This window comes from Cellulomonas sp. P1_C4 (assembly GCF_056406355.1).
Genome location: NZ_JBFUAI010000006.1, coordinates 112,330 through 129,988, shown reverse-complemented (window position 1 = coordinate 129,988; position 17,659 = coordinate 112,330). Strand labels below are relative to the sequence as shown.

15 protein-coding genes are annotated in these 17,659 nt (G+C 73.6%); 7 read left to right on the top strand and 8 right to left on the bottom strand.

From position 1 onward, the window contains the following. Nucleotides 1-8: 8 nt before the first annotated feature. From AC1DYZ_RS06250 to AC1DYZ_RS06235, 4 genes are read left to right on the top strand one after another with little or no spacing between them, the layout of a single operon-like run. Nucleotides 9-1,211: a multidrug effflux MFS transporter gene (locus AC1DYZ_RS06250; RefSeq protein WP_477064337.1), complete on the top strand. Its 1,203-nt coding sequence runs from the start codon at nucleotides 9-11 to the stop codon at nucleotides 1,209-1,211. Next, a complete protein-coding gene (locus AC1DYZ_RS06245; protein WP_477064336.1) occupies nucleotides 1,208-2,452 on the top strand; it encodes a glycoside hydrolase family 1 protein in 1,245 nt (414 codons plus the stop codon). The genes AC1DYZ_RS06250 and AC1DYZ_RS06245 overlap by 4 nt, the downstream gene beginning before the upstream one ends. Continuing rightward, nucleotides 2,452-3,396, top strand: a complete 945-nt coding sequence (locus AC1DYZ_RS06240) for an alpha/beta hydrolase fold domain-containing protein (protein ID WP_477064335.1) — start codon at nucleotides 2,452-2,454, stop codon at nucleotides 3,394-3,396. The genes AC1DYZ_RS06245 and AC1DYZ_RS06240 overlap by 1 nt, the downstream gene beginning before the upstream one ends. Beyond that, complete coding sequence (locus AC1DYZ_RS06235; RefSeq protein WP_477064334.1) at nucleotides 3,393-5,651, top strand: alpha-L-rhamnosidase; 2,259 nt, start codon at nucleotides 3,393-3,395, stop codon at nucleotides 5,649-5,651. The genes AC1DYZ_RS06240 and AC1DYZ_RS06235 overlap by 4 nt, the downstream gene beginning before the upstream one ends. A 2-nt stretch (nucleotides 5,652-5,653) precedes the next feature. Here AC1DYZ_RS06235 and AC1DYZ_RS06230 read toward each other — a convergent pair whose 3' ends face one another. From AC1DYZ_RS06230 to AC1DYZ_RS06220, 3 genes are read right to left on the bottom strand one after another with little or no spacing between them, the layout of a single operon-like run. Continuing rightward, nucleotides 5,654-7,177: a glycosyltransferase family 39 protein gene (locus tag AC1DYZ_RS06230; RefSeq protein WP_477064333.1), complete on the bottom strand. Its 1,524-nt coding sequence runs from the start codon at nucleotides 7,175-7,177 to the stop codon at nucleotides 5,654-5,656. A gap of 45 nt (nucleotides 7,178-7,222) precedes the next feature. Then, on the bottom strand, nucleotides 7,223-7,882 hold the full coding sequence (locus tag AC1DYZ_RS06225) for a DedA family protein (protein WP_477064332.1): 660 nt from the start codon (nucleotides 7,880-7,882) through the stop codon (nucleotides 7,223-7,225). Further along, a complete protein-coding gene (locus AC1DYZ_RS06220) occupies nucleotides 7,879-8,709 on the bottom strand; it encodes a COG4705 family protein (RefSeq protein ID WP_477064331.1) in 831 nt (276 codons plus the stop codon). Before AC1DYZ_RS06220 ends, AC1DYZ_RS06225 begins: the two co-directional genes overlap by 4 nt. A gap of 96 nt (nucleotides 8,710-8,805) precedes the next feature. Between AC1DYZ_RS06220 and AC1DYZ_RS06215 the strand changes: the two genes are divergently transcribed. Both AC1DYZ_RS06215 and AC1DYZ_RS06210 read left to right on the top strand, forming a co-directional pair. Next, nucleotides 8,806-9,561, top strand: a complete 756-nt coding sequence (locus AC1DYZ_RS06215; RefSeq protein ID WP_477064330.1) for an ABC transporter permease — start codon at nucleotides 8,806-8,808, stop codon at nucleotides 9,559-9,561. Between the two features lie 39 nt (nucleotides 9,562-9,600). Next, entirely contained in the window at nucleotides 9,601-10,275 is a 675-nt protein-coding gene (locus AC1DYZ_RS06210; protein WP_477064329.1) for a response regulator transcription factor, read from the top strand. Here the strand turns inward: AC1DYZ_RS06210 and AC1DYZ_RS06205 are convergent. From AC1DYZ_RS06205 to AC1DYZ_RS06185, 5 genes are all read right to left on the bottom strand, one after another. Next, entirely contained in the window at nucleotides 10,251-11,636 is a 1,386-nt protein-coding gene (locus tag AC1DYZ_RS06205) for a HAMP domain-containing sensor histidine kinase (RefSeq protein WP_477064328.1), read from the bottom strand. The two genes, AC1DYZ_RS06210 and AC1DYZ_RS06205, sit on opposite strands and share 25 nt — an antisense overlap. Nucleotides 11,637-11,653: 17 nt before the next feature. Beyond that, the gene (locus AC1DYZ_RS06200; RefSeq protein WP_477064327.1) at nucleotides 11,654-12,445 is read right to left on the bottom strand and encodes a COG4705 family protein; all 792 of its coding nucleotides are present in this window, start codon (nucleotides 12,443-12,445) and stop codon (nucleotides 11,654-11,656) included. A gap of 83 nt (nucleotides 12,446-12,528) precedes the next feature. Then, on the bottom strand, nucleotides 12,529-14,970 hold the full coding sequence (locus AC1DYZ_RS06195) for a lysylphosphatidylglycerol synthase domain-containing protein (RefSeq protein ID WP_477064326.1): 2,442 nt from the start codon (nucleotides 14,968-14,970) through the stop codon (nucleotides 12,529-12,531). Nucleotides 14,971-15,110: 140 nt separating this feature from the next. Further along, entirely contained in the window at nucleotides 15,111-15,323 is a 213-nt protein-coding gene (locus AC1DYZ_RS06190) for a hypothetical protein (protein WP_477064325.1), read from the bottom strand. Nucleotides 15,324-15,517: 194 nt separating this feature from the next. Then, on the bottom strand, nucleotides 15,518-16,840 hold the full coding sequence (locus AC1DYZ_RS06185; protein WP_477064324.1) for an FAD-binding oxidoreductase: 1,323 nt from the start codon (nucleotides 16,838-16,840) through the stop codon (nucleotides 15,518-15,520). A gap of 211 nt (nucleotides 16,841-17,051) precedes the next feature. Here AC1DYZ_RS06185 and AC1DYZ_RS06180 point away from each other — a divergent pair, with 211 nt between their 5' ends. After that, complete coding sequence (locus tag AC1DYZ_RS06180; protein WP_477064323.1) at nucleotides 17,052-17,540, top strand: hypothetical protein; 489 nt, start codon at nucleotides 17,052-17,054, stop codon at nucleotides 17,538-17,540. Nucleotides 17,541-17,659: the final 119 nt, after the last annotated feature.

Sequence of the window (17,659 nt, the reverse complement as noted above, 5' to 3'; positions counted from 1 at the left end):
CGGTGGCCGTGCCGAAACACCTGGTCCCGCTGCTGGCAGCGTTCACGTCGCTGGTCGTCTTCACCACCGACGTGTACCTGCCCGTCCTGCCGCAGCTGGGGACGGACCTGGGCACCACCAGCGCGGCCGCCGCGGCGACGGTCTCGGCCGTCCTGGTCGGGATCGCCGTCGGGCAGGTCGTCATCGGCCCCCTGAGCGACGCGGTCGGCCGCCGGGTCCCGCTGCTGCTCGGCGGCGTGGGGTACGCCGTCGCGCACCTGCTCAGCGCGCTCGCGCCGTCGATCGGCGTGCTGCTCGGGCTGCGGGTGGTCGCGGGCCTGGCGACGGCCGCCTGCCTCGTGGTCACGCGCGCAGTCGTCGCGGACGCGTACCCCGGGGCCGCCGCTGCCAGGGCCTTCGCCACGCTGAGCGCGGTCACGGCGATCGCGCCGGTGGTCGCGCCGGTCGCGGGCGGTCTCCTCGCGCACGTGATGACCTGGCGGGGCATGTTCGTCGTGCTGGCCGTCGCGGCCACCGTCCTCACGGCGGTCAGCTGGCGCGCCCTGCCGGAGACGCTGCCCCGCGAGCGCCGGATCCCGCCGCACCTCGGTGCCGTCGTCGCCGGGCTCGGGTCCGTGCTGCGGATCCGCACGTTCCTCGCCTACCTCGCGGCGACCGCGGCGTTCGGCGGGATCCTGTTCGGCTACATCGGCGCGTCGTCGTTCGTGCTGCAGGACTCGTTCGGGCTGTCCCCGCAGCAGTACAGCCTGGTGTTCGCCCTGAACGCCGTCGGCATCTTCGTCGCGTCCAACCTCAGCCGGCACCTGGTCGGCCGGTCGGGCTCCGCCCGCCTGCTCGCTAGCGGGCACCTCACCTCCGGCGCGGGCGCGGTCGTGCTCGGCGTGGGCGTCGGCCTGCACAGCCTGCCGCTCGTCATGATCGGCCTGTTCCTCGCCGTCGCCAGCCTCGGTCTGGTGATCCCGGGCGCCACGACGCTCGGCATGGCGGCGGCCACCGGCCGCGCCGGCTCCGCGTCGGGCGTCCTCGGCATCTGCCAGTTCACCGTCGGCGCCGTCGCCGCCCCGTTGGCCGGCGTGGGCGGCTCGCCGTGGTCGCTGGTCGCCGTCGTCGCCGTCAGCGCGCTGGCCGGCCCCCTGCTCCTGCACCTGCTCCGGCGCCCCGCGCCCGAGCGACTCGATCCCCACCCGTCCGACACGAGGAGAACCCCATGACCACGCGCGAGTTCCCGGCCGGCTTCGTCTGGGCGGTGGCCACGGCCGGCCACCAGAACGAGGGCGACAACACGACCAGCGACACGTGGTTCGCCGAGAACGTGAGCCCCACGGTCTTCCGCGAGCCGTCGGGCAAGGCGTGCAACGCCTACGAGCTGTGGCGCGAGGACCTCGACCTCGTCGCCGCGATGGGCCTCAACGCCTACCGGTTCTCCGTCGAGTGGGCGCGCGTCGAGCCTGTCGAGGGCGAGTTCGACGAGAAAGCGCTGGCGCACTACGAGGACATCGTCGACCGCTGCCTCGAGCTCGGCCTCGAGCCGGTGGTGACGTTCAACCACTTCACGTCGCCCCACTGGTTCGCCGCGCGCGGAGGGTGGCTCGACCCGGAGGCGCCTGCCGTGTTCGCGCGGTACTGCTCGCGCGTGATGGAGGCGTTTGGCGACCGCATCGCGTACGCGGTGACCATGAACGAGCCGAACCTCGCCCGCCTGCTCACGTGGATCGGGTTCCCGGAGAGCATCCGCCAGAAGGAGCGCGCCACGCTCGAGGCCGCGAGCGCGGCCGCGGGTGTTCCGCGCTACCGGTTGGGCAACGTCATGCTCGCCGAGGAGATGGACGCGATGGCCGACGCCATGACCGCCGGCCACCGGGCGGCCCGGGATGCCATCAAGACCGCCCGCGCGGACCTGCCGGTGGGGTTGAGCCTCGCGATCGTCGACGACATCGTCGTCGGCGACGACGCGTCGGTCCGCGATCGCAAGCGGGCCGAGGTGTACACGCGGTGGCTCGAGCTCGCGCGCGAGGACGACTTCGTCGGCGTGCAGAACTACGAGCGCGTCGCGTACGACGGCACGGGAGCCGCGCCCGTCCCCGAGGGCACGCCCACCAACGACATGGGCTCCGCCGTCGAGCCGCTGTCCCTGGCCGGCGCCGTCCGGTACGCCCACGAGGTCGCGGGCGTGCCGGTGCTGGTCACCGAGCACGGCATGTCCACCCGCGACGACGCCTACCGCGCGGCGTTCGTCGCCCCGTCGCTCGCCGGGCTGCTCGACGCCATCGACGACGGCGTCCCCGTCCTGGGCTACACGCACTGGACGCTCATGGACAACTTCGAGTGGATCTTCGGCTACGGCCAGCAGCTGGGCCTGCACTCCGTCGACCGCGAGACGTTCGTCCGCACCCCGAAGCCCAGCGCCGGCGTCTACTCGACGATCGCACGCGCGAACGCCCTGGAGGTCTGATGGCGCTGGTCACCGAGCTCGCCGACCGGCTCCCTCTCCTCGACGGGGTGCCCGACCTGGGCGCCGCGCCGCCGACGCCGGAGGACATCGCCACCTTCGACAGGTTCTTCGCGGCGGTCGGCGGCTACCGCGCGCCGGAGGCCGCCGTCGAGGACCGCGAGGCGCCCGGTCCGCACGGTCCGGTGCCCGTGCGCGTCTACCGGCCCGTCGGCCGGCCCGCCGAGCCCCGCGGCCTCGTCTGGATGCACGGCGGTGCGTTCGTCTCGGGGCACCTGGACATGCCGGAGGCCGACGTCGTCGCGCGCGAGCTGGCCTCCCGGACGGGTGCGACGGTGGTCTCCGTCGACTACCGCCTCTGCCACGGCGGCGTCCACTTCCCCGTGCCGCACGACGACGTGCACGCCGCGTTCGTGTGGGCGGCGAGCGGCGCCCTCCTCCCCGACGGTGCGCCGTGGGCGATCGGCGGCGCCAGCGCGGGCGCGAACCTGGCGCTGGGGGTGGCCCAACGGCTCCGCGACGAGGACGGTCCGACGGCGAGCGCCGTGCTGCTCGCGTACCCGGTGGCCCACGACCCGGTCCCGACCGGATCGCCGGAGCAGGTGGAGCGGATGGCGGGCCTGCCGCCCGTCCTGCGGTTCACCGCGGAGTCGACGAGGTTCCTCAACGCCAACTACCTCGGCCCGAACCCGCCGACCGTCCCGTACGCCTTCCCGGGGCTGGGTCGCCTCGGGGGCCTGCCGCCGACCCTCGTGTCCCTCTGCGAGTACGACGACCTGCTGCCGTCGGGGGAGCGGCTGGTGACCGACCTGCGCGCGCAGGGCGTCGCCGTCGTCGAGGACGTCGTCGTCGGCGCACCGCACGGGCACCTCAACGTCCCCGGACTGCCCGCGGCGCTGACGACGATCCAGGCGATGAGCGACCTGCTGGAGGGCGCCGCCCGATGACGGGAGCGAGCACCGACCCGCTGCACGGCGCCGCCCTGATCACGGCGGACGCCCCGCGCGGCGCCGTGATGAGGCTGGGCACGACGATCCGGCTCGCCGGCCCGGTGGCCGCGGCCCGCCTGGTCGCGACGGCGCACGGCGTCTACGAGCTGAGCGTCGACGGCCGCCCGGCGTCCAGCTCCGTGCTGACCCCCGGGTGGACGTCGTACGAGTGGCGGCTGCAGTACCAGGAGCTCGACATCACGCACCTCGTGCCCGCGGGCGCCGACGAGCTCCGGGTCGAGGCGCGCGTCGGCAACGGGTGGTACCGCGGCGACCTCGGCTTCGAGGGCGCACACGCGAACTACGGTGAGGACGTCGGGCTCTGCGCGCTGGTGGTGATCACCTACCGCGACGGGACCGTGCAGCGCGTCGGCACGTCGGCCGACTGGGTCGGGCTCACCTCGGACACGACCGAGAACTCGCTGTACGACGGCCAGCGGATCGATGCCCGCCTCCGCTCGGGCGGGGACCGGCTCGCGGTCCGCGAGCTCGCCTTCGACCGGAGCCGGCTGGTCGCGCAGGTCGGGCCGCCGGTCGTGCGCCACGAGGTCCTGCGACCGCAGCGCATCTGGACCTCCCCGTCGGGGCGAACCCTCGTCGACTTCGGCGAGAACGTGGTCGGCTGGCTGCGGTTCGAGGTCCGCGGCACGGCGGGCCAGGAGATCGTCGTCCGGCACGCCGAGGTGCTCGAGGACGGCGAGCTGGGCACGCGACCGCTGCGCGCCGCGCGGGCGACCGACACCTTCGTGCTCTCCGGCGGGACCGACGCGTTCGAGCCGACGTTCACGTTCCACGGCTTCCGGTACGCCGAGATCACCGGGTGGCCGGGCGTGCTCACCGACGACTCCGTCGTCGCCGTCGTCGTCCATTCCGCCCTGCGGCCCACCAGCGAGTTCACCTGTTCCGAGCCGCTGGTCGACCAGCTCGTGCGCAACGCCGTCCGGTCGCAGAAGGGGAACTTCCTGGACGTCCCGACGGACTGCCCGCAGCGGGACGAACGGCTCGGCTGGACCGGCGACCTCGCCGCGTTCGCCGCGTCGGCGTGCTTCCAGCTCGACGTCGCCGACGTCTTGCACAAGTGGCTGCTCGACCTGGCGGAGGAGACCCGCCACCGGGCCGACGGCGTCGTCCCCACCATCGTCCCGGACGTGCTGAAGTACGCGACGTTCCCCGACGGCGTCGGGTTCCCGGCCGCCGGCGCGACGGCCGTCTGGGGCGACGCGGCGGTCTGGGTCCCGCAGGCCCTGTGGAACGCCTACGGCGACCTCGGGCGGCTGGCCGAGCACTACCCGGGGATGGTCATGCACCTGGAGTCCGTCGAGCGCGCGCTGTCGCCGACCGGCCTGTGGGACCGGGGCTTCCAGTTCGGCGACTGGCTCGATCCCGACGCCCCGCCGGACGACCCCGCGCGCGCCAAGGCCGACCCGGAAGTCGTCGCGACGGCCTGCCTGTACCGCAGCGCATCCTTCGCGTCGGACGCGGCGGGGTTGCTCGGCAGGTCCGACGACGCGCACCGGTGGTCGGAGCTCGCCCGACGCACCCGTGCGGCCTTCCAGAAGCACTACGTCGACGGAGGACGGATCCGCTCCGACTGCGCCACGGTCTACGCGCTCGCGATCTGCTTCGGCCTGCTCGACGACGCCGATCGCGAGCTCGCCGGCAACCGGCTCGAGGAGATCGTCCGCGCGGCCGGGTACCGCGTCACCACCGGGTTCGCCGGCACGCCGTTCGTCACGTGGGCGCTCTCGGAGACCGGGCACGTCGAGGCCGCCTACCGGCTGCTGCTCGAGCGCGAGTGCCCGTCGTGGCTGTACCCCGTGACGATGGGCGCGACGACGATCTGGGAGCGCTGGGACTCCATGCTCCCCGACGGCTCGATCAACCCCGGCGAGATGACGAGCTTCAACCACTACGCCCTGGGGGCCGTCGTCGACTGGGTCTACCAGGTCGTCGCCGGCATCCGGCCCGCCGAACCGGGCTACCGCCGCATCCTGATCCAGGCCGTCCCCGGCCCCGGCATCTCCCACGTGACCGCCGCCCACGACTCCCCGGTGGGCCGCATCGCGGTCGCCTGGCGCACGGACGCCGACGGGTTCACCCTCGACCTCACGGTTCCCGCCGGCGTGCCGACGGACGTCGTCCTCCCCGACGGCACGACGCGCCACGTCGACGGCGGGACCCACCGCTTCCTTGCCAGGGCGGCCGTCGGCTGAGCTCACTGCGGCGGCGGCACAGGAACGAACTTCGGGAGCAGCACCTCCACGCCGTGCACCTGCACGAGCGTCGACCGCGTGCGCAGGCGCTCGAGGGTCGCGGCGTCGAAGGCGTCACCGGTGGTCCGGGCGATGACGGCCGCCGATCCCGAGGTCAGGTACGCCGCGGCGTCGTGCTGCCAGCGCTCGTTGCGGATCCGGGGCACGGGTCGGCCGCGACGGTCGCGGTTCCCGATGTCGTAGGTCTGCCCCGAGACGTCGACGCGCGTGTCGCAGCCGCGCGACTCGTCCCTCGACAGGACGCCGAGGACCGCCAACGCGCCGGGGGAGTCCGACTCGATGCAGCCCGAGACCGGGAGCAGCTCGCGCACCTGCGCCACGGGGAAGGCCGGCAGCGTGGGCGCACGGGCGGCGCCGGTGACGAACCCGAGCGCGAGGCACACCAGCGCGGCGCTCCACGCCCGCTGCCGGGCGGGGATCAGCGACACCGCCGCGGCCAGGACGAGGGGCACGGCCGCCGCCGAGTACTCCGCGTAGTGCTGGTAGTACGACGGCGAGGCGAGGATGACGGCCGTCTCCACCGCGAGCAGGACCACCCACAGCCGCCCGCGGTCCCGCCGCCAGGCCACGACCGCGGCCGCGGCGACCGTCGCGCAGACGCTCGCCATCAGCGCGCCGCGCGCCGTCGCCGAGACCGTCGGCAGGGTCGCCGCCACGCCCATGATGCCCTCGAGCCGGGTGGCGATCGTGCCGGGCGTGCGGGCTCGGCCCAGCTGGTCGAGGACGACCAGAYGGAACATGGTGGTCGGTGCGCGCAGACCGAAGGGCAGCACCACGAGGAGCGCGGACGCCGTCGCCGCGCCGGCGACGTGCAGCGCCGACCGGAGCCGGTGCGGGTAGGCCTGCCACGCGATGACGACGAGGGCCGGGACGACGTTCCAGATCTTCACGACCGGGCCGAGCCCGAGCACGGCTCCTCCCGCGTAGAGCCACCAGCGAGGTGAGTCCGACGTGCGTGCTCGGAGCAGCAGGGACACGGCGGCCAGCAGGGTGAGCGTGCCCACCGGTTCGAGCAACGTGAGCCGCTCGGCGTAGGCCGCCGCGGAGGAGACGGCGTAGAGGGTGCCGGCGACGACCGCCGCGGCGATGCCCCAGCGTCGCGCCAGACGTGCGACGAGCACGGTGTTCAGGGCCCCGACGACGATGAAGCCGAGCCGCGCGGCCGCGAGCGCCGTGGAGTCGCCGGTCCACCGCGCGAGGGCCGCGAACGGTGTCAGCGCCAGCATGATCCCGGGCGGGTGGAGCAGCAGGAAGTCCCGGTAGGGCATCCTGCCGTGCACGAAGGCGACCGCCGACGAGTAGTACACGCCGTCGTCGTAGCCGTGGTAGCCGCGCAGCCCCGCGAACCCGCCGACGAGGTGCCAGCGGACGGCGAGCGCGAGGAGCCCGGCAGCGCAGGCGACGGCCCAGCCGATGGCGCGCTCGCGGCCGGCCGGTGCGGGCTCGCGCCCGCTGCGCTGTCCCATGGGGCCAGCGTGCTCACCCCGCCTGAGGATCGCCTGAGTGTCCGCTCAGCTGCTCTCGGTGGCCGGCCGCGCCCGTGCCCGGGTGCGCGTGATCACGAACCACAGGATCAGCCCGGCGACGACGGCGACGACGATCCACTGGAAGATCCCGGCGTACTGGTCGACGAGGTCCCAGTTCTCGCCCAGCAGGTAGCCGGCGCAGACGAAGATCGAGTTCCAGATCGCGCTGCCCGCGGCGGTGAGCAGCAGGAAGGTCCCGACGGGCATCCGCTMGACGCCCGCGGGGATCGAGATCAGGCTGCGGAACACCGGCACCATGCGGCCGACGAACACCGCGGTGCGCGCGTGCCGGTTGAAGAACGCCTCGGAGCGGTCGACGTCGGACAGGTTCACCAGGGGGATCCGGGAGACCAGCGCACGGGTGCGCTCCCGCCCGATGAGGGCGCCGACGAGGTAGAGCACGGCGGCGCCGACGACGGACCCGACCGTCGTCCAGACGATGGCCTCGATCAGGCCGAACGACCCCTGGCTCGCGGTGAACCCGGCCAGCGGCAGGATGATCTCGCTGGGCAGGGGCGGGAACACGTTCTCCAGCGCGATGGCGATGGCCGCTCCGACCACGCCGAGCGTCTCCATCAGGTGGACCGCCCAGCCGGCGACGCCGGTCAGGGTGCTCGGGTCGGACGCCGCGGCGAGCACGCTCATCGGGCGGACTCGTCGGCGAGCTCGTCCAGCTCGTCAAGGTCGTCGGCCGGTGCGGTCTCGACGTCGCGCTGGGTGATGGTGAGGAAGGCGACGGTGATCGCGATCGCGGCCAGGAAGATGATGCTCGTGGTCGTCGTGCCGAGGCCGAGCCCGCCGTCGGCCGTGCTCTGCGAGAGCAGGTCACCGATGGACGCTCCGAGCGGGCGCGTGAGGATGTACGCGATCCAGAACGAGAGCACGGCGCCCAGCCCGAACCAGCGGTGCGCGGCGGCGACCACGCCGATGGCGGCGGCGAACAGCAGCGCCGAGGCGAGGTAGCCGAGCGCCAGGCCTTCCGCGAGCAGGTCGCCGGCGGCGGTGCCGAGAGCGAACGTGAACAGGATCGCGAGCCAGTAGAACGCCTCGCGGCGGGTGCTCGTGATCGAGTGGATCGACAGCGTGTGCTCGACCCGGTACCAGACGGCGAACGTGATGCCGAGGGCGACGGCGAACACGACGGTGGTCACCCACAGCGGGACGCCCATGACGTCCACGAGGTTGTCGGTGATGAGGGTGCCGACCACGCTGATGAGCACGACCGCGAGCCAGTAGATCGGCGCGACGTACCGGGTCGCCCGGAACTGCGCGACCAGCGTCGCCACGAGGATCGCTCCGACCACGAGCGTCGCGGTCGTCAGGGTCATGCCGAGCGTCTCGGTGAGCCAGTCGGCGAAGGTCTCGCCCACGGTGGTCGCGAGGACCTTGATCACCCAGAAGTAGATCGTGATCTCGGGGACCTTGTTCAGCACGCGCCGCGCGGTGCCGGTGGTCGGTAGCTGGTTGCTCATGCCCGAAGCCTCCGGGGTGGACCCTGAAGAACCCCTGAGGAGGTCGCGCGGGCCGTACGGTTCAGCGATGCACACGCCTGCCGACCGGAGCCGCCCGTGAGCCCCGGATCCCTCGTGCCGGTGGCCGTCGCGGTGGCTGCGCTCCTCGCGATCACCCTGGTCACGCTGTCGATCGCCCGCGTCCACGTCCGGCGCGACACAGCCATCGCCGTCGCGCGCGCCGCCGGGCAGCTCACCGTCGTCGCGCTGCTCATCGCCTGGGTGTTTGCGCATCCCGGCGCGGTGGTGCTGTACCTGGCGGTGATGCTCGCGGCGGCGACCTGGACGTCGACGGCGCGCGTCGGGCTGGGCCGCGCGACGTTTCCGCACCTTGGCCTCGCTATCGCCGCCGGCGCCGTCGCCGCGACGGTGCCCGTCCTGCTCAGCGGTGCCCTGCCCCTGCGCGCGCAGACGGTGCTGCCGTTCGTCGCGCAGATCATCGGCGGCTCGATGACGGCCGTGTCGTTGACCGGCGGGAGGCTGCGCGACGACGTGGCGACGGAGTGGGAGACCGTCGAGGGGTGGTTGTCCCTGGGGGCATCCCCGCGCGCCGCGGTGACCGCGCAGGTGCGGCGTGCCGTGGCCCGGTCGCTGGTGCCGGCCATCGACCAGACGCGCAACGCCGGGCTCGTGGTCCTGCCGGGCGCCTTCGTCGGCCTCCTGCTCGGCGGGGCGTCACCGTACGAGGCGGCGCAGGTGCAGCTGCTCGTCCTGGTCGGGCTCCTCGCGGCGGAGTCGGTCGCGTCCGTGGTCAGTGCGTGGTCGCTCGCGGGTCGGGTCGGCTCCGTGCGACCGACCGTTCGAGCGCACTGACGATCCAGTGTTCGATAGGGATCCACGGAAGGGGTGCGCGTGAAGGTGCTCGTGGTCGAGGACGAGCCTCAGCTCGCCGACGTCGTGCGGCGCGGGCTCGAGGCCGAGGGGATCGCCGTCGACGTCATGGGCGACGGCGTCGACGGGTTGTGGGCGGCCACCGAGGGGACGTACGACGTCATCGTCCTCGACCTCATGCTTCCGGGCCTGAGCGGTCGTGAGGTCCTGGTCAGTCTGCGCGAGCGCGAGATCTGGACGCCGGTGCTCGTCCTCACGGCGCGGGACGGGGACGACGTGCAGGTGAGCCTGTTCGACCGGGGGGCGGACGACTTCCTGGCCAAGCCGTTCTCGTTCGACGTGCTGCTGGCGCGGCTGCGCGCGCTGGTCCGGCGCGGCGCGCCCGAGCGCCCCGTGGTGCTGGCGTCGGGAGACCTGCGCCTGGAGCCGTCGCGGCGGCGGGTGACCCGCGGGGGCGTCGAGATCGCGCTGACCCCGCGCGAGTACGGCGTGCTCGAGCTGCTCCTGCGGCGCGGCGGCGACGTGGTCACGAAGCGGGAGATCCTGGACAACGTCTGGGACTCGGCCTTCGAGGGGGACCCGAACGTCGTCGAGGTGTACATCAGCTATCTGCGACGCAAGGTCGACGCCCCGTTCGGTCGGGCGTCCATCCTGACGGTCCGCGGGATGGGCTACCGGGTCGCGGCCGAGGACTGAGCCTGCGAGACGGGCAGGCGCACGACAAACCGCGCGCCACCGAGCTGGGAGGTGGTCGCGACGACGCTGCCGCCGTGGGACACCACGATGCCGCGCACGATCGCCAGGCCCAGGCCGCTGCCGCCCTCGGCCCGCGCCCGGCCCTCGTCGAGCCGGACGAACCTGTCGAACACGATCTCCCGAGCCGACTCGGGGATCCCGGTGCCGTCGTCGTCGACGCTGATCTCGGCGGTGTCGCCCCGGAGGCCGACGGAGAGCCGCACCTCGCCGGTCGCGTGGCGCAGCGCGTTGTCCGCGAGGTTCTGCACCGCCCGTTCCAGGTCGTGCCGGTTGCCCCGCACCCGTGCCGGCGTCGTGCTCACCCGGACCGTGATCGCCGGTGGCGGGCGCAGCCGGAAGCCGACCCCCTCGACGACGTCGTCCACGTCGACCTCCCCGTCCCGTCGGTCGACGGACGGCTCCGAGGTCCGTGCCAGGACCAGCAGGTCGTCCACCAGGTGCTGCATCCGGTCGTTCGACGCACCGATGAGGGCGGCAGCGCGTGCCCAGTCGGCGGACGCCCCCTGGCGGGCGGTGATGTCGAGCTCGGCGCGCACGGCGGCCAGCGGCGTGCGCAGCTCGTGGCTCGCGTCGGCGACGAACCGGGCTTGCGCCTGCGACGCGGCGTGCAAGCGGTCCAGCATTCCGTTGAGCGTGCGGGCCAGCTCGGCGACCTCGTCGCCGGTCGGCGGGACGTCGATCCGGGTGTCCAGGTCCGCGTCGCTGATCTGGGAGGTCCGTCGCCGGATCTGCTCGACCGGGCGCAGCGCGCGCCCCGTCAGAACGTACGTCATCGCACCGACGACGAGGACGAGCGCGGGGACGGCCACGAGCAGCGCCTGGGCCGCGTCCGTCACCGTGTCGTTGCCCTCGGCGTAGGACTGCTGGACGACGACGGTGTCGGCACCCTCGACGCCGCTGACCCCCAGCACGACGGTGACGAACGGGCCTTCACCGGGGCCGACGGCGTCGGGCGGCACGACCTCGGCAATGTCTGGTGCCGCGGGAGCGCTCGCCAACGCCGGCTGCCCCGCCACCTCGGGGCTGGAGGCGACCACGGCGCCGGCGTCGAGGATCTGGATGTAGGCGTCGTCACCGGGCCCGGGAGTCAGGTTGATGCCGGAGGTGACCTGGCCGTCCGTAGTCAGCTCGGCGGCGACGTCGTGGGCGCGGGTGCTCGCGGTCGCGGCGGCGTTGCGCTCGACCGAGTCGTGCAGGACGACGAGCAGCGCCAGCGAGGCCAGGACGAGCGCGATGGTCACGGCCCCCATCGCCGCGAGCGCCGAGCGCGCGCGGACCGAGAGCCGCCGGTGCCCCGTCATGTCGGTCACCGTAGCCGTCAGCGGACGGGTTCCCTGCTGGTGCGGTCGGTGGCCGTCATCCGCACGACGAGCGCCACGATCCCCGCGGTCAGGACGAGCGCGACCGGGCCGGAACCCAGGCCCAGCCCGCCTCTCGCCGGGGAGACGCCGAGCCAGTCGGCGAACGACGCGCCGACCGGTCGGGTCAGGATGTAGGCGGACCAGAACGCCGTGATCGCGCCAAGACCGAACCAGCGGTAGCCGATCGCCGGGATCAGCAGCAGCGCCGTGAAGAACAGGCCGGCAGCCAGGTAGCCCAGGTGCAGCCGCACCGCCACGAGGTCACCGGCCGCCGTGCCCAGCGCGAACGTCGCCATCACCGTCGCCCAGTAGAACCACTCGCGCCGCGGGGTGCGGATGCTGTGGATCGACAGCGTCCCCTCGGTGCGGTGCCACAGCCACAGCGTCGCGCCGAGCGCGACGGCGAACGCGACCGTCGAGACCGTGTACGGGATGCCGAGCCCGACGTGGACCACGTCGGCGGCCATCGTGCCGAACACGCCCACCATCGCCACGGCCAGCCAGTACCGCCACGGCACGTACCGCGGCGCCCTCAGCTGGATCACCAGCGCCACGGTCAGGCCCGCGGCGCCCAGCAGGACGGCGAGCTCGGGCGGCATGGCCCGGACGAGGAAGTCGGAGCTGGACTCGCCCATCGCGGTCGTCAGCAGCTTGGTCACCCAGAAGATCGCCGCGACCTCCGGGACCTTGCTGGCTGCCTCGACGGGCGCGTCGGTCGCGGGGGTGGCGGTGGGCTCACGGGTCGTCACGACCGACATGCTCGTCGCCGGAACCTTGCGATCGCCTGAGAGCGGGGCATCAGCCCTTCCCGCGGCTCGTCGCTCCTACGACCTCACACGTACTCGTTGCGGCGCAGCCAGCGCATCGCGGCGGCCCCCCAGATCGGCGGCAGGTAGAAGGTCACCAGGCGGAACGTGATGGCCGTCGAGACCGCGATCGCGCTGGGCACCCCGATGGCCTGCAGGCCCACCGTGAGCCCGGCCTCGGCCACTCCCATGCCGCCGGGGACGGGCATCAGGCCGGCGAACAGGCTCACCGCGGTGTTGATGAGGATGAGCTGCGAGAAGTGCGCGGTCTGCCCGAACGCGTGCAGGCACAGGGCGAGGACGGTGGCCTGGAGGAGCTGGGCGCCGAGGTTGCCGCCGAGCATGGCGGCCACCTTCCCCGGCCGCTTCAGGACGCTGAGCGCGGAGTGTGCCGAGCGTGCCTGCCCGGCCAGCGCGGTGCGAACCCGCGGGATCAGGGCGGTGAGGCGGTGGCGCAGCCGAGGAACCACCAGCGTGATGGCGGCGCCGATCACGATGAGGGCCACGAGCAGGGCGACGAGCGAGAGGCTCGAGGAGTCGTCGCTCGTCGTGCTCGACCCGGTCAGGAGGGCCGAGGTGAAGCCGGGCAACCCGCTCACGAAGATCACCAGGATCAGCGTGATCTGGACGACGAACCCGCTGACGCTGTCGATCAGTCCGAACGAGAGCGCGGTCGCGGCGGGGATCCCGAACTTCTGGAAGAACCGGACCTCGAGCGCGAGCCGGGCGGCGGTCGCCGGAAGCACGAGCGAGATGAACTGGATCGCGTATTGCAGCATCAGGACCGGGATGTACCGCACCCGCGCGGTTGCCGCGCCCAGGGTCGCCCCGGCGAGCGACGCCTGGATCCAGGGGGAGACCACGAGCGCGGCGAGGAGCCACGCCGCGTCGGCGGAGGCCAGCGCGGCCGCCACGCTCGCCAGGTCGATGCCGGCCAGCAGCGTGATCAGCACGTACGCGAGGAAGCCGACGACGAGCAGGGTGCCGATCGACCTCGGCGTCACTCGTCGCAGGCGCTCCAGCGGCGGCTCCTCGACGCCGGCAGCCTCGACGGCGGCTGCGCGCAGGTCGTCGAGCGTCCAGCTCGCGGCGCGCACGTCGGCACGCGTGCTGCGCCCGAGCGCGGCCGGTTGCAGGTAGGGCAGCACCTCCGCGAGACCCTCGGTGCCGATGGCGGCGACCGCTGCCGCGAGCGCACGGTCGGGACCGACGGCGATGGCCGTCGCGACGAGGAGCCGGGCGCGGTCCGTGTGCAGGTCGCTCTCGTCCGCGGTGTGCGACGCGGCGTCGAAGTCCGCCAGCGCGGCGACGCCGTCGGCCCGCACGACGACCCGGCTGCCGTCGATCCGTCCGTGCGCGACACCCGCCTCGTTCAGCGCGACCACCGCGCGCCACATGTCGCCGAGCAGCTCGTCGCTCAACGCCTCGGCCTCGAGCTCGCCCAGCGGCGCGCGCGGGGCGCTGGTCACCAGCAGGGCGTCCCCCTGCTCCGCGATGCCCACCGCGACGACGTCGAGCGTCGGCACGCCCGCCTGCGCCGCCAGCAGGGTGTAGAGGGCCTCGTGCTCGACCCGCGACCGCCGGGTGCCCCACACGTGCGCCCGCTCGCCCCGTCGGGTCAGCGCGGTCCACAGCGATCCGACGACCTGGCTGTCCCACGCGTCGCGACCGTAGACCGTGACCAGCAGGGACGAGCCGTCGCCTCCGCGTGCGACGAGCACGTTGTCCGCGCCCTCCCGCGTGGCCGTCGACACCCCCAGCGTCGTCGGCACGCCGAGGTCCTGGAGCGCGACCCGTACCTGCACATCGGTCAGGCGTCCGGGGGGTGACCCGAACACCAGGTGCGCGATCGCGGCGGCCGCGATCCCGACGGCGATCGCGCCGGCCGCGCCGATCAGGTTCGTGGCGTGGAGGCCGATCGCGGCCACGGCACCGAGTGCGATGACGAACCGGCTCGCGTACCTCCAGGGCCGGGCGAGGTGCGGCGAGGCCGTGACGACGACGGCCGTGAGGACTGCAACCCGGGTGGCGACGTAGACCACCGGGGGACCGGACGACACGAGCGCGGCGACGGTGGTGGAGGGGTCGGTCCCGGCGAGGGCTCCGACGCCCAACGCCGCACCGAAGGCCACGGCCGACGCGGTCACCTGGTCGACGAGGAGCCGCCGCCGACCCCGACTGGCCAGGGCGAGCAGCACGACGCCGACGGCCCACAGCGTCAGGACGGCGTAAGCGATGTTCCAGAGCCAGCCGAGCACGGGCTCGAGCCACGCCAGCAGCGTGTCGAGCGCCCGGTCGGCGCCGGTCGGCCCCGGCGCGGCCAGGGCCAGCAGCCCGAGGACGACGACCGAGACCACCAGCAGGAGGACGTCCGTCGGCCGGCGCAGCCGCGGGGCATCGGCCGCCGACGACCAGACGCGGACGAAACCGCCCGCGTTCGAGCCTGACCGAACCGGCCTCACGGCCATCGAGCCTCCTGGGCACATCGACGGCGCCGCGCGCGCAGCGCGCCGCCGGGTGGACGGTCGCAGACGAGGCTACTGGGGCCGGGGCCCTGAGGTGGGACAACGTTCACCGGGGAGCGACGCGCCCGCCCACGAGCCTTGTGTCAGAGGAGCTCGCGCTTGGCGATCCACGGTCCGACGTCGAGCCAGGACCCGTCGTCCTGGAGCCGCTCGAGGCCGGCCTTCACGCCCTCGGACGGCTGCTCCTTGATCCGGGCGGCGAGCTCCAGGATCGCGTCGGAGTACTCGCGGCTCTTGAAGACCTCGCCGAGCTGGTCCCCGGAGTCGGAGATGACGCGGTAGCGATCCTTAGGCATGGTGGTCCGCTCCGTCCTCGGAGTCGACGACCGCGTCGACCGCCCCGGGTGCGCCCTCAGTCACCCGACGAGAGTGACGGTGCGGTGGCCGCGCGTCAAACGGCAGTGGTCGATTGCCCGTCGATGTCCCCGCAGACGAACGCGGGCCGACAGCGCCCGGTCCGACGCCGTCGGCTCCGCCCGCGGCGGGTGCGTCAGGCCGGGGGGATGTTCTGGTTGAGCCGGAAGACGTTGTCTGGGTCCCAGGCCGACTTGAGCTCCTGGAGCCTCGCGTACGTGGCGGCTCCGTACGCCCGGTGCACGCCCGCGACACCCTCGGCGCCCAGCGCGTTGACGTACACGCCGACGCTCCACGGCTCGATCGTCGCGGCGAGGCGTCGGCACGCCGCCGCGTGCCGCTCGTCGTCGGCGGGGTCCGCCCACTTGGCGCCGACGTCGTACTCGAACCGCGTGTCGCGGTGCGCGAAGGCGGTCGCCCCCGGGTCGACGTCGGCGATGGCGCCCCCGTAGGAGACGAGGCTCGCCGCCCCCACGTCCGACTCGGTGTGGGCGAGGAACGCCTCGAGCGCCGCGTCGGGCAGGTCGCGGACGTAGTGGCTCTTCGCGTAGCGCCGGAAACCATGCGCGGAGCCGACGTCGGACTGCCGCTGCAGGTCGAGGTAGCTGATCGGCGCCACGCGTCTGGCCAGCGGGGTGCCGAGGCCGTCGAGCCGCGCGACCGTCGGTGCGGCGTCGTCGGGCGCGCCGACCCAGACGAACCCGAGCGTGAGCGAAGCCCCGGCGCGCACCTGCGCGAACAGGGTCGCGCGCCTCGGTGCGTCGTCCGCCATCGCCAGCCACGACCGGAGCGCGTCAAGGCCACTCGCCGGGTCGAGGTCCACCTCGGCGACGAACGCCTGCGTGCCGACGTCGTGCAACGCGAGGTCGAAACGTGGGACGACGCCGAAGTTCCCGCCGCCGCCGCGCAGACCCCAGAAGAGGTCGGGGTGCTCGTCGGCCGTCGCCTGGACGAGCTCGCCGTCAGCGGTCACGATCTCGTACCCGAGCGCGTTGTCGCAGGTCAGGCCGTGCTGCCGGCCCAGCCAGCCGACGCCACCACCGAGTGCCAGCCCGCCGATGCCGGTGTGCGACACGATCCCCGCCGTCGTCGCGAGCCCGTGCGGCTGCGTGGCGGCATCGAGCGACCCGAGCAGCGCACCGCCCTGGACCTGCGCCGTGCGGGCGCCCGGGTCGACGGCGACGCCCCGCATCGGGGAGAGGTCGATCATCAGTCCGCCCTCGGGYACCGCCCATCCCGCCGCGCTGTGCCCGCCGCCTCGCACGCCGAGCGGCAGGCCCAGCTCGCGCGCGACCCGGACCGCCGAGCGCACGTCGCCGGTGCCGGCGCAGCGGACGACGTACGCCGGGCGGCGGTCGACGGCGCCGTTCCAGACGGCACGCGCGGCGTCGTACCCGGGTGAGTCCGGGACGAGGACCTCACCCTTGAACCTGGCGGGCAGCGCTCCGGCCGTAGGCATGTCACGACTCTTCCGGCTCCCGCGTGGGTCTGCCAAGGGAAATGACGCCGGCGATTCGGACCCGACGGGTCGCCCGCTCAGCCGGGTCGGCGCACGCAGGTGATCGCAGGAAGCCCGCGACGTGGCCACCGTCCTGGTGAACCCGCCGTACCGCCGTCTCGTATCAACTCGTGTCGGGCCCGTCGTGGGCTCGCGGAGGAAAGGGTTGACGATGAAGACGATCCTGAGGCGCGTGGCAGTGGCGGCGGCGGTCGTGGCGACCGCTGGGTTGGTCGGTTCTCCGGCGGCTTTCGCCAGTGGCGACGACCACGGCGGCGGTGGCGGGCGGACCATCCTGAGTGCGGAGCTGGCGGGCAGCCTGGTCAAGGATCTGCCGGTGTTCGGGGCGGCTCCCGGCGGCGCCGACTGGGTGATCGGGAACGGCGAGGCCCGCCTGCGCCGCGACGGTCGGCTGGACGTCCGGGTCGAGGGCCTCGTCCTGACGTCGACACTCGCGAACCCCATCACGGAGCTCGCGGCGAGCGTGGCGTGCAACGGGGCCGTGGTCGCGACGACGGCCGTCGTGCCGTTCTCGTCGACGGGTGACGCCAAGATCCGCGCCACGGTCACCCTGCCGCAGCGGTGCATCGCCCCGGTGGTGATGCTCAACCCCCGCGGCAACGCGAAGGTCTTCATCGCCGTGACCGGCACCGAGGAATGAGGTCGGCCGGTCCGCGGTGGCGTGAGATGCCGCCGCGGACCGGGCTGCTCGCCTCGGCGCTCGTGCCCCCCACGACAAAGGCGACGGCGACCTCGATCCCGTCCGCCCAAGACCGTGGT

Bases quoted from the DNA above. Each gene is read 5' to 3' on its own strand.
- AC1DYZ_RS06245 (WP_477064336.1), top strand. From the start codon at position 1,208: ATGACCACGCGCGAGTTCCCGGCCGGCTTCGTCTGGGCGGTGGCCACG.
- AC1DYZ_RS06240 (WP_477064335.1), top strand. From the start codon at position 2,452: ATGGCGCTGGTCACCGAGCTCGCCGACCGGCTCCCTCTCCTCGACGGG.
- AC1DYZ_RS06235 (WP_477064334.1), top strand. From the start codon at position 3,393: ATGACGGGAGCGAGCACCGACCCGCTGCACGGCGCCGCCCTGATCACG.
- AC1DYZ_RS06220 (WP_477064331.1), bottom strand. From the start codon at position 8,709: ATGAGCAACCAGCTACCGACCACCGGCACCGCGCGGCGCGTGCTGAAC.
- AC1DYZ_RS06205 (WP_477064328.1), bottom strand. From the start codon at position 11,636: ATGACGGGGCACCGGCGGCTCTCGGTCCGCGCGCGCTCGGCGCTCGCG.
- AC1DYZ_RS06195 (WP_477064326.1), bottom strand. From the start codon at position 14,970: ATGGCCGTGAGGCCGGTTCGGTCAGGCTCGAACGCGGGCGGTTTCGTC.
- AC1DYZ_RS06190 (WP_477064325.1), bottom strand. From the start codon at position 15,323: ATGCCTAAGGATCGCTACCGCGTCATCTCCGACTCCGGGGACCAGCTC.
- AC1DYZ_RS06180 (WP_477064323.1), top strand. From the start codon at position 17,052: ATGAAGACGATCCTGAGGCGCGTGGCAGTGGCGGCGGCGGTCGTGGCG.